Source organism: Hydrogenophaga sp., from assembly GCF_018780075.1.
Classification (GTDB): Bacteria; Pseudomonadota; Gammaproteobacteria; order Burkholderiales; family Burkholderiaceae_C; genus Hydrogenophaga.
In genome coordinates this window covers 1-11,043 of the sequence record NZ_JADMKB010000111.1, presented here as the reverse complement: position 1 = coordinate 11,043, position 11,043 = coordinate 1, and the positions used below count along the sequence as shown (strand labels likewise).

Here is an 11,043-nt window from a genome sequence, read left to right as displayed (position 1 = left end):
TCTTCACCACGGCCGCGGCCTCGCGCATGTCTTCGATGCGGCTGTTGGTGCAGGAACCGATGAACACCTTGTCCACGAAGATGTCGTTGAGCGGCTTGCCGGGTTCCAGCGCCATGTAGGTGAGCGCGCGCTCCATGGCGCCGCGCTTGCTCGGGTCTTTTTCCTTGTCGGGATCGGGCACGATGGCGTCCACACCCAGCACCATCTCGGGCGAGGTGCCCCAGGTCACCTGCGGCACGATCTGGGTGGCATCCAGCTCGACCACGGCGTCGAAGCTGGCATCGGCATCGGAGAACAGCGTCTTCCAATAGGCCGTGGCCTGGTCCCACTCCACGCCGGTGGGCGAGAGCGGGCGGCCCTTGACGTACTCGATGGTCTTGTCGTCCACCGCCACCAGGCCGGCGCGCGCGCCGCCTTCAATGGCCATGTTGCAGACCGTCATGCGGCCTTCCATGCTCAGCGAGCGGATCGCGCTGCCGCCAAATTCGATGGTGTAGCCCGTGCCGCCGGCAGTGCCGATCTTGCCAATGATGGCCAGCACGATGTCCTTGGCGGTCACGCCTTTGGACAACTGGCCGTCCACACGGACCAGCATGTTCTTGGCCTTCTTGGCCAGCAAGGTCTGTGTGGCCATGACGTGCTCGACCTCGCTGGTGCCAATGCCGTGAGCCAGCGCGCCGAAGGCGCCGTGGGTCGACGTGTGCGAGTCACCGCAGACCACCGTCATGCCTGGCAGCGTGGCGCCATTTTCCGGGCCGATGACGTGCACGATGCCTTGGCGCTTGGACATGAAGGGGAAGAAGGCGGCGGCGCCGAATTCCTTGATGTTGCTGTCCAGCGTGGTGATCTGCTCTTTGCTGATCGGGTCGGTGATGCCGTCGTAGCCCAGTTCCCAGCCGGTGGTGGGTGTGTTGTGGTCGGCGGTCGCGACCACCGAACTCACGCGCCAGACCTTGCGGCCGGCCTGGCGCAGACCTTCGAAGGCCTGCGGGCTGGTGACCTCGTGCACCAGGTGACGGTCGATGTAGAGCACGGCGGTGCCGTCTTCTTCGGTGTGGACGACGTGTTCGTCCCAGATCTTGTCGTAGAGCGTGCGTGCCATGGGGTGGGGTTCTCCTGTGGGGGCTGAAATTTTAGAGCGGGGTGGTGGTCGCGGAGGCTTGTTCGGACAGGTGGCTCACCAACAGTCGGGCACTGACGGGCAGGCTGGAAAAATCGCGCGCCACCAGCTCAATGCGGCGCGTGGTCCAGTCGTCGCTCAAGGCAATGCAGGCCAGTTCGCCGACGCCGTGCATCAGCTCGAAGGCGCGCTGCGGCATCAGGCCGACACCCAGGCCGTTGTGGATCATGCGGCACATCGCATCGAGCCCCGTGACCCGAATGCGCAACCGGATGTTGCGCCCTTCGCGCAGGGCCGCCTCGTGCATGGCGCGGTAGATGGAGCTGTTGGCGTGCAGGCCGACGTGATCCCAGTCGAGGCTGGCGGCAAACGGCAGTTCAGCGTGGCGCGCCAGTGGATGGCGGGCGGGTGCGATGAGCACCAACCTGTCCTGCCGATACGGCAGGGTTTGCAGTCCGTCACCCTGTGCGGTGGCGCCGACATGGCAGATGCCCAGATCGGCCGCACCTTCCTGCACCGCGCGCAGCACCTCGGTCGACAGGTGTTCTTCGAGATCGATCTTGATGGCGTCGTGCGAGCGGATGAAGCACCCCAGGTCCTCGGGCAGGAACTGCACGATCGCCGAGATGTTGGCGTGCACCCGCACATGTCCGCGCACGCCATCGGCGTACTCGGACAGCTCACCCTGCATCTTGTCTAGGCTGAACAGCACCGAGCGCGAATGGTGCAGCAGGCTCTGGCCGGCGGGCGTCGGCGTGACGCCGCGCGCGTGACGCGTCAGCAGGGCGGTGCCGACGGCGGATTCAAGGTCCGAGAGCCGCTTGCTGACCGCCGAGGGCGCCATGAACTCGGTCTCGGCCGCCTTGCCAATGCTGCCGCGCTCACACACCGCCACAAACAGCTGGAGTGAGGTGAGGTCAAGGCGGCGGGTGAAGCTGCGGTCCGGGGTGTTCATGGTTGACTCTTCGTCAATGACGATGAGTCGAGTATTTTCTCACCTTGGATGGTATTCAGTCGTCGCATTTGACGATGGGTGACGCCGCCAAAACAAAACCCGCCGATGGCGGGTTTTGTTGTGTGATCCCAAGCCAGCTCGGGGGAGGCCTGTCAGCGCGCTGCCAGCGGCTTCACATCGCGGCGCTCGGAGCCGGTGAACAGCTGGCGCGGACGGCCGATCTTGTACTCGGGGTCGCTGATCATTTCGTTCAGCTGGGCAATCCAGCCGACGGTGCGGGCGAGGGCGAAGATGCCGGTGAACAGGTTGACCGGAATGCCAATGGCGCGCTGCACGATGCCGGAATAGAAATCGACGTTCGGGTAAAGCTTGCGGCTGACAAAGTACTCGTCTTCCAGCGCGATCTTTTCCAGTTCCTTGGCCAGCTTGAAGAGCGGGTCGTTTTCCAGGCCCAGTTCCTTCAGCACTTCGTCGCAGGTTTCTTGCATGAGCTTGGCGCGCGGGTCGTAATTCTTGTACACGCGGTGGCCAAAGCCCATGAGTTTGACGCCGGAGTTCTTGTCCTTGACCTTCTCCATGAACTCGCCGACCTTGGCCACGCCGCCCTGGCGCTGGATGTCCTCGAGCATGTTCAGGCAGGCTTCGTTGGCGCCACCGTGGGCAGGGCCCCAGAGGCAGGCCACGCCGGCGGCGATGGCCGCGAACGGGTTGGTGCCCGACGAACCGCACAGGCGCACGGTGGAGGTGGAGGCGTTCTGCTCGTGGTCGGCGTGCAGGATGAAGATGCGGTCCAGCGCGCGCTCAAGCACCGGGTTGACCTTGTACTCTTCGCAAGGCGTACCGAACATCATGCGCAGGAAGTTGCCCGAGTAGCTCAGGTCGTTGCGCGGGTACATGTAAGGCTGACCGATGCCGTACTTGTAGGCCATGGCCACCAGCGTGGGCATCTTGGCGATCAGGCGGATGGCCGCGATCTCGCGGTGCTTCGGGTTGTTGATGTCGGTGCTGTCGTGGTAGAAGGCCGACAGGCCGCCCACGAGGCCGGTCAGGACCGCCATGGGGTGGGCGTCGCGGCGGAAGCCACGCATGAAGAACTGCATCTGCTCGTTGACCATGGTGTGGTTGATCACGAGCTTGTGGAAATCACCGCGCTGGGTTTCGTTCGGCAGTTCACCGTTCAGCAGCAGGTAGCAGGTGTCGAGGTAGTCGCAGCCGGTGGCCAGTTGCTCGATGGGGTAGCCGCGGTACAGCAGCTCACCCTTGTCGCCATCGATGTAGGTGATGGCCGACTGGCACGAGGCCGTGGACAGGAAGCCGGGGTCGTAGGTGAACATGCCGGTCTGTGCGTACAGCTTGCGGATGTCGATCACGTCCGGCCCGATGCTGCCGGCGTACACCGGCAGGTCGACGCTGGGGCTGCCATTCGAGAACGACAGGGTGGCTTTGTTGTCTACGAGTTTCATGCGGTTTCCTTTTAAGGAGGTCTTCTTAAACGGGTTGCCGGGCTGCGCGCAGCATGCCCAGCACGTGCGTGACGTCGTCATCGCGGGCCAGCTCGCCCTGGGGTGGCTTTCGGCCGAGCAGCAGATCGAGCAGATCGTTGTCGGACAAATCCATTAGAACCCCGAGAGCTTCGGCCTGCCTGACAGTCAAGCCAGATCCGTGCCTGGCAAAGAAGCTGTCGATGAACAAATCGTTCTCGAGCAGCCCACGGCGGCAGCGCCAGCGCAGCTTGCTCAACCCACGTTGATCGAGCAGGGCGTCGGTGGTGCTGGTTTCCATGGTCGGGCGGGCGGTGCGCTCAGATCGAGCGCATCACCATCATTTCCTTGATCTTGCCGATGGCCTTGGTCGGGTTCAGGCCCTTGGGGCAGACGTCGACGCAGTTCATGATGGTGTGGCATCGGAACAGGCGGTAGGGGTCTTCGAGGTTGTCGAGGCGCTCGCTGGTGGCTTCATCGCGGCTGTCGGCGATGAAGCGGTAGGCCTGGAGCAGGCCCGCGGGGCCCACGAACTTGTCGGGGTTCCACCAGAAGCTGGGGCAGCTGGTCGAGCAGCTCGCGCACAGGATGCACTCGTACAGACCGTTGAGCTCGTCGCGCTCCTCGGGGCTCTGCAGGCGCTCGGTCTGGGGCGGCGGCGTGTCGTTGATCAGGTAGGGCTTGATGCTGTTGTACTGTTTGAAGAACAGCGTCATGTCCACGATCAGGTCACGCACCACCGGCAGGCCAGGCAGCGGCTTCAGGGTGATCACGCCGGGCAGGGTGTTCATGTTGGTCAGGCAGGCCAGACCGTTCTTGCCGTTGATGTTCATCGCGTCCGAACCGCAGACGCCTTCGCGGCAGGAGCGGCGGAAGGAGATCGTGGGATCAACCTTCTTGAGCTTCATCAGCGCGTCGAGCAACATGCGTTCGTGGCCGTCGAGTTCGACCTCGATGGTCTGCATGTACGGCTTGGCGTCCTTTTCCGGGTCGTAGCGGTAGATCTTGAATGTGCGAAGGGCCATGGTGTTTTTCTCCGTGCGACGGGGATGCTCAGAACGTGCGGACTTTGGGCGGAACAGATTCCACGGTCAGCGGCTTCAGGTTGACCGGCTTGTACGACAGGCTGTTGGTGGCGCTGTCCCACAGCGTGTGCTTCATCCACTCCACGTCGTTGCGGCCCAGCGGGAACTGGGCGTCGTCCGCCGGACGCTCGTAGTCGTTCACGGTGTGGGCGCCACGGCACTCGCGGCGAGCGGCGGCGGAGGTCATGGTGGCCTGCGCGGCTTCCATCAGGTTGTCCACTTCCAGCGCTTCGATGCGCGCGGTGTTGAACACCTTGGACTTGTCGGCCAACGTGATGTTGGCCACGCGGGCGCGCAGGGCGTTGATCTTCTGCACACCCTCGTCCATCGAGGCCTGGGTGCGGAACACGCCAGCGTGCTGCTGCATGATGGCGCGCATGTCGTTGGCCACGTCCTGGGCGTATTCACCGCTGGTGGAATTGTCCAGGCGCGCCAGACGGGCCAGGGTCTTGTCGGCGGCGTCGGCCGGCAGGGGCTTGTGGGTCTTGTTCTTGTCGTTGAATTCGACGATGTGGTTGCCGGCGGCACGGCCGAACACCAGCAGATCGAGCAGCGAGTTGGTGCCCAGGCGGTTGGCACCGTGCACCGACACGCAGGCGCATTCGCCGACCGCGTACAGACCGTTGACGATCTTCTGCGAGCCGCTGCCATCGGGCGCGACCACCTGACCGTGGATGTTGGTCGGGATGCCGCCCATCTGGTAGTGGATGGTGGGCACCACCGGAATCGGCTCGCGGGTGATGTCCACGTTGGCGAAGTTGTGGCCGATTTCTTCCACCGAGGGCAGGCGCTTGCGGATGGTCTCGGCGCCCAGGTGGTCGAGCTTCATCAGCACATAGTCCTTGTTGGGACCGCAGCCGCGGCCTTCCTTGATCTCCTGGTCCATGCAGCGGGACACGAAGTCGCGCGGGGCCAGATCCTTCAGGGTGGGCGCGTAGCGCTCCATGAAACGCTCGCCTTCGCTGTTGAGCAGGATCGCGCCTTCGCCGCGGCAGCCTTCGGTCAGCAGCACGCCCGCGCCGGCCACGCCGGTGGGGTGGAACTGCCAGAACTCCATGTCCTGCAGCGGCACGCCGGCGCGGGCCGCCATGCCCAGGCCGTCGCCGGTGTTGATGAAGGCGTTGGTCGACGCGGCGAAGATGCGGCCGGCACCGCCGGTGGCGAGCAGCACGGTCTTGGCTTCGAGCACGTAGGTTTCGCCGGTCTCCATCTCCAGTGCGGTCACGCCCACCACGTCGCCATCGGCATCGCGGATCAGGTCCAGGGCCATCCACTCGACGAAGAAGGTGGTGCGGGCTGCGACGTTTTGCTGGTACAGGGTGTGCAGCATGGCGTGACCGGTGCGGTCTGCAGCGGCGCAGGCGCGCTGCACCGGCTTCTCGCCGTAGTTGGCGGTGTGGCCGCCGAACGGACGCTGGTAGATGGTGCCGTCGGGGTTGCGGTCGAACGGCATGCCGAAGTGTTCCAGCTCATACACCACGTTGGGTGCTTCGCGGCACATGAATTCGATGGCGTCCTGGTCGCCCAGCCAGTCGGAACCCTTGATGGTGTCGTAGAAGTGGTAGTGCCAGTTGTCCTCGCTCATGTTGCCGAGGGAAGCGGACACGCCGCCCTGCGCGGCCACGGTGTGCGAGCGGGTGGGGAACACTTTGGAGAGCACGGCCACCTTCAGGCCGGCACGCGCCAGTTGCAAGGATGCGCGCATGCCGGAGCCGCCCGCGCCAACGATCACGACATCAAACTGGCGCTTGGGGAGATTTGCGGTAACGGTCATGGCTTCAGAGCCTCCAGAGAACTTGAACAGCCCAGCCCAGGCAGGACAGGAGCCAGACGATGGTGAAGACGTGCAGCACAAGGCGGATGCCGGCGGGCTTGACGTAGTCCATCCAGATGTCGCGCATGCCGATCCAGACGTGGTAGGCCAGGGCGACGAAGACAGCGAAGGTGAGCGCCTTCATCCACTGGGCGGAGAAGATGGCCGCCCAGGTTTCATAGCCGATGGGTCCACTGGTGAAGACGACCTGCAGCAGCACGATCAGGGTGAACAGCGACATGAGGGCGGCCGTGACGCGCTGGGCCAGCCAGTCGCGCAGGCCGTAATGGGCGCCGGTGACGACGCGCTTGGAACCGAAATTAACAGACATGGGGTTTCCTTGATCGGGTTCAGTACAGGCCGAACAGCTTGGCACCGAGGACCAGCGTGAGGCCGATGCTCAGGACCAGCGTGACGATGGCCGACGACTTGCCAAACTCCTTGCTGACGGCATGGGCCACATCCATGTAGAGATGGCGCACGCCGGCGATCAGGTGGTGCAGGTAGGCCCAGATCAGGGCCAGCACCACCAATTTGAAGAACCAGCCCGGCACAAAACCGACACCCGCCGAGAAGGCTGCGCTGAAGCGTTCGAAGGAGATTTCGGAAGACACCGAGGTGTCAAACAGCCACACGATCAGTGGCAACAGGATGAACATCAGGCCGCCGCTGGCGCGGTGCAGGATCGAGACCCAGCCTGCTGGCGGCAGGCGGTAAGTGGTCAAGTCTGTGAAGGCGTTGATGTTGCGGAACTCGGGCCGCTTCTTGGTCAACTCGGTCATGGTGGGGGCTTTCTTCCGGGGGGTGGGTTCGGGATGGAAGGGTTTCTTGTAACTCGTTGGTAACTCAGACCACGGGCTCGCAAATTCTATTGCAACGCAGCATACCGGAGGCTGACGGTGGGGCTTCGCCCGGCACGTGCCGCGCAAGTCGCGTCAAGATGTTCAGCTCAGTTCATTGTGGTAATGCCGGGTTTCAGTGCGGTAGAGCCCTCGGCGCAACTCCATGGGCACATCGTTGTAGGTGTAAGCGAGGCGCTCCACGCTCAACAGCGGATGACCCACTTCCACGCCGAGCAATGCCGCCGCGTCGGCATCGGCGGCCACGGCTTTGAGTTTTTCCACCGCGCGCACCATGCGCACGCCGAACTGGGCCTCGAACAGCGCGTACATCGGCCCCTTGTCGCTGGACAGCGTCTCCAGGGTCAGGCCTTTGAAGGCCGCGCCCGGCAGCCAGATGTCTTCCAGGATCGCCTGCGTGCCCGAAAACGCCAGCACGCGCTTGACCTGGAACAGCGCATCGCCGGTGCGCAAATCCAGCTGACGCGCCACCTCGGCGGGTGCCCGCAGGCGGCGGCATTCGATGATGCGGCGCTCGGCGGGACCCTGTGCTTCCAGCGAGCTGGCATCGGGCAGCAGTCTCAGGAAGCGGTACTGGATGTGTTGTTCGGCGTGGGTCGCGACGAAGGTGCCTTTGCCCTGGCGGCGCACGAGCAGGTTGTCGGTGGCGAGTTCATCGATGGCCTTGCGCACCGTGCCCTGGCTGACGCGAAAGCGCGCGGCCAAATCGAATTCGCTGGGAATCATGTCGCCCGGCTTCCATTCGCCCGCCTGCAGGCTGCGCAGGATCAGCGACTTGATCTGCTGGTAGAGCGGGCTGAAGGCCGGTGCGCCCAGCGCGGCGTTGCTGGCCACATCCGCGGGCAGCAGGGGAGCGTCCACACCAATGTGGGCGTCCGGCGCGGTGCTGTCGGTGGGATTGGCGTGCGGGGTGGCCATGGTTTTGGGTTGCGATGAAGCCGCCGGAAGCGGGCGGTGAAGGCGTCAATCATATCTTATATAAGACATAAGACAAGTTGACGTATCAGGGTTTGCGAGGGTACACTCACGGACTGAGTCCGACCCACGGTTTTCGGGTTTACCCGCATTTTTGTGGCCGCCATCTCGGGGTTTCGCCCCTTCGTTGCCTTCCTTCACCCAACGTCCCTTTCTGGAGTTTTCACCATGAGCAAGAAGCCCGTTCGCGTTGCCGTCACCGGTGCCGCCGGTCAAATCGGTTACGCCCTGCTGTTCCGCATCGCCTCGGGCGAAATGCTGGGCAAAGACCAGCCTGTGATCCTGCAATTGCTGGAAATTCCCGACGAGAAGGCCCAGAAGGCGCTCAAGGGCGTGATGATGGAAATCGAAGACTGCGCCTTCCCGCTGCTGGCCGGCATGGAAGCCCACAGCGACCCGATGACGGCCTTCAAGGACACCGACTACGCGCTGCTGGTCGGCTCGCGTCCGCGCGGCCCTGGCATGGAGCGTGCCGAGCTGCTCGCGATCAACGGCGCCATCTTCACCGCCCAGGGCAAAGCCCTGAACGCCGTGGCCAGCCGCAATGTCAAGGTGCTGGTGGTCGGCAACCCCGCCAACACCAACGCCTACATCGCCATGAAGAGCGCGCCCGACCTGAAGCCGGGCAACTTCACCGCCATGCTGCGCCTGGACCACAACCGCGCCGCCAGCCAGCTGGCCGCCAAGACCGGCAAGGCCGTGTCGTCCATCAAGAAGCTGGCTGTGTGGGGCAACCACTCGCCCACCATGTACGCCGACTACCGCTTCGCCACCATCGACGGCGCCTCGGTCAAGGACATGATCAACGACCAGGTCTGGAACAAGGACGTGTTCCTGCCCACCGTGGGCAAGCGCGGCGCCGCCATCATTGAAGCGCGTGGCCTGTCCAGCGCCGCTTCGGCCGCCAACGCAGCCATCGACCACATGCGCGACTGGGCCCTGGGCACCAACGGCGAGTGGGTCACGATGGGCATCCCGTCGCAAGGCTGGTACGGCATTCCGAAGGACGTGATGTTCGGCTTCCCGGTCACCTGCGCCAACGGCGAATACACCGTGGTCGAAGGCTTGGACATCGACGCCTTCTCGCAAGAGTGCATCAACAAGACCCTGGCCGAGCTGCAGGGCGAGCAGGACGGCGTCAAGCACCTGCTGTAACCCGCTGGTAACCACGGCGTGATCCATCCGCGCGACATTCTTCTGGGTGCCCAGGCCGGCGCGTTCGCGCTGCCGGTCTGTGACCACTACAGCGGGGTGGAAGCGCGGATGAAAAAGAGCCTGCAGCTGCAGGTCGACCTCACGGCCGAGTACGGTACCTGTGTTTTCGACGTCACGCTCGATTGCGAAGACGGCGCTCCGGTCGGGGGTGAGGCCGAACATGCGGCCCTCGTCACCGAACTGGCGCTGGGGGCTCCCGCCGGCGCCCGCGTGGCGGTGCGGGTGCACCCCGTCGACCATGCCCATTTCGACGCCGACATCTCCATCATCGCGGGCCAGACCGCGTCGAAGCTGGTGCACCTGATGGTGCCCAAGGTCGAGTCCGTGGCCGATGTGCAGCGCGCGGCCAGCGCGCTCGACGCGGCCGGTGCACGCGACCTCCCTTTGCATGTGCTGATCGAATCACCCTCTGCCGTGCACCGCGCCTTCGACATCGCCGCGCACCCGCGCGTTCAGTCGCTGAGCTTTGGCCTGATGGACTTTGTGTCCGCGCACGGTGGCGCCATCCCCTCTTCGGGCATGGGCGTGGCCGGGCAGTTCAGTCACCCGCTGGTGCTGCGCGCCAAACTGGAGATTGCGTCGGCCTGCCATGCCCATGGCAAGGTGCCTTCGCACAACGTCGTCACCGAGTTCAAGGACCTGGCCGCGCTGCAGACCGCCGCGCAAACAGCCGCCCGCGAGCTGGGCTACACCCGCATGTGGAGCATCCACCCGGACCAGATCCGCACCATCGTGGCGGCCTTTGCCCCGGACGAGGCCGAGGTGCAGACGGCCCTGGCCATCATCGAGCGCGCGGCCTCCGCCCATTGGGCGCCGGTGCAGCACGACGGTCGCCTGCACGACCGCGCGAGCTACCGCTATTTCTGGCAGGTGATCGAACGCGCGCACCAGACCGGGCACCCCCTGCCCGATGCCGTGCGTGGCTGGTTTCTTGCATAGCCCTTTCCCATTCCCACCCATTACCCACCCCACCGGAGAACGCCATGTCGACCTTCCTGACCGACTACCGCGCCCACGCCGCCGAACGCGCAGCCTTGGGCATCCCCCCGCTGCCGCTCGATGCCAAGCAGGTCGCCGCCCTGATCGAACTGATCAAGAACCCGCCCGCCGGCGAAGACGCGTTCCTGATGGACCTGCTGACGCACCGCGTGCCCCCGGGCGTGGACGATGCCGCCAAGGTCAAGGCCAGCTTCCTGGCCGCCGTCGCCCACGGCGATGAAAAGGTGGGCCTGATCTCCAAGGCCAAGGCCACCGAGTTGCTCGGCACCATGGTGGGCGGCTACAACGTGCACCCGCTGATCGAGCTGCTGGACGACGCCGAGGTGGCGGCCGTGGCCGGCGCCGCGCTCAAGAAGACGCTGCTGATGTTCGATTACTTCAACGATGTGGCCGAGAAGGCCAAGGCCGGCAATGCCACCGCCAAGGAAGTGATGCAGAGCTGGGCCGACGCCGAGTGGTTCACCAGCCGCCCCGAAGTCGAGAAAAAGATCACCGTCACCGTGTTCAAGGTGCCCGGCGAGACCAACACCGACGACCTGT

11 protein-coding genes and 1 pseudogene are annotated in these 11,043 nt (G+C 64.5%); 3 read left to right on the top strand and 9 right to left on the bottom strand.

Annotation, left to right across the window (positions count from 1 at the left end; translation table 11 throughout):
• From leuC to IV088_RS18345, 9 genes are all read right to left on the bottom strand, one after another.
• Positions 1 to 1,102 (bottom strand): 3-isopropylmalate dehydratase large subunit (gene leuC, locus IV088_RS18385; protein WP_291105217.1); only part of this gene is annotated, 1,102 nt, incomplete at its 3' end.
• Between the two features lie 31 nt (positions 1,103 to 1,133).
• Positions 1,134 to 2,075 (bottom strand): LysR substrate-binding domain-containing protein, encoded by a 942-nt coding sequence (locus tag IV088_RS18380; protein ID WP_291105215.1) that lies wholly within the window; start codon positions 2,073 to 2,075, stop codon positions 1,134 to 1,136.
• Between the two features lie 152 nt (positions 2,076 to 2,227).
• A complete protein-coding gene (locus IV088_RS18375; RefSeq protein ID WP_291105212.1) occupies positions 2,228 to 3,538 on the bottom strand; it encodes a citrate synthase in 1,311 nt (436 codons plus the stop codon).
• 25 nt (positions 3,539 to 3,563) lie between these two features.
• Complete coding sequence (locus IV088_RS18370) at positions 3,564 to 3,857, bottom strand: succinate dehydrogenase assembly factor 2 (RefSeq protein WP_291105210.1); 294 nt, start codon at positions 3,855 to 3,857, stop codon at positions 3,564 to 3,566.
• A gap of 19 nt (positions 3,858 to 3,876) precedes the next feature.
• On the bottom strand, positions 3,877 to 4,581 hold the full coding sequence (locus IV088_RS18365; RefSeq protein WP_236964336.1) for a succinate dehydrogenase iron-sulfur subunit: 705 nt from the start codon (positions 4,579 to 4,581) through the stop codon (positions 3,877 to 3,879).
• 28 nt (positions 4,582 to 4,609) lie between these two features.
• Positions 4,610 to 6,415, bottom strand: coding sequence for a succinate dehydrogenase flavoprotein subunit (gene sdhA / locus IV088_RS18360; RefSeq protein ID WP_291105207.1), 1,806 nt, complete (start codon positions 6,413 to 6,415; stop codon positions 4,610 to 4,612).
• A gap of 4 nt (positions 6,416 to 6,419) precedes the next feature.
• A complete protein-coding gene (sdhD, locus tag IV088_RS18355) occupies positions 6,420 to 6,785 on the bottom strand; it encodes a succinate dehydrogenase, hydrophobic membrane anchor protein (protein WP_291105205.1) in 366 nt (121 codons plus the stop codon).
• 19 nt (positions 6,786 to 6,804) lie between these two features.
• On the bottom strand, positions 6,805 to 7,236 hold the full coding sequence (sdhC, locus tag IV088_RS18350; protein ID WP_291105203.1) for a succinate dehydrogenase, cytochrome b556 subunit: 432 nt from the start codon (positions 7,234 to 7,236) through the stop codon (positions 6,805 to 6,807).
• 162 nt (positions 7,237 to 7,398) lie between these two features.
• Positions 7,399 to 8,232, bottom strand: coding sequence for a GntR family transcriptional regulator (locus IV088_RS18345; RefSeq protein WP_291105201.1), 834 nt, complete (start codon positions 8,230 to 8,232; stop codon positions 7,399 to 7,401).
• 225 nt (positions 8,233 to 8,457) lie between these two features.
• Here IV088_RS18345 and IV088_RS18340 point away from each other — a divergent pair, with 225 nt between their 5' ends.
• The 3 genes and pseudogenes from IV088_RS18340 to IV088_RS18330 form a co-directional block, all read left to right on the top strand.
• Positions 8,458 to 9,444 carry a malate dehydrogenase gene (locus tag IV088_RS18340; protein WP_236964341.1) on the top strand — a complete coding sequence of 329 codons (987 nt, stop codon included), beginning with the start codon at positions 8,458 to 8,460 and terminating at the stop codon, positions 9,442 to 9,444.
• 18 nt (positions 9,445 to 9,462) lie between these two features.
• Complete coding sequence (locus tag IV088_RS18335) at positions 9,463 to 10,443, top strand: aldolase/citrate lyase family protein (protein ID WP_291105198.1); 981 nt, start codon at positions 9,463 to 9,465, stop codon at positions 10,441 to 10,443.
• A gap of 44 nt (positions 10,444 to 10,487) precedes the next feature.
• Positions 10,488 to 11,043: pseudogene (locus IV088_RS18330) on the top strand (aconitate hydratase B); the annotation flags it as partial.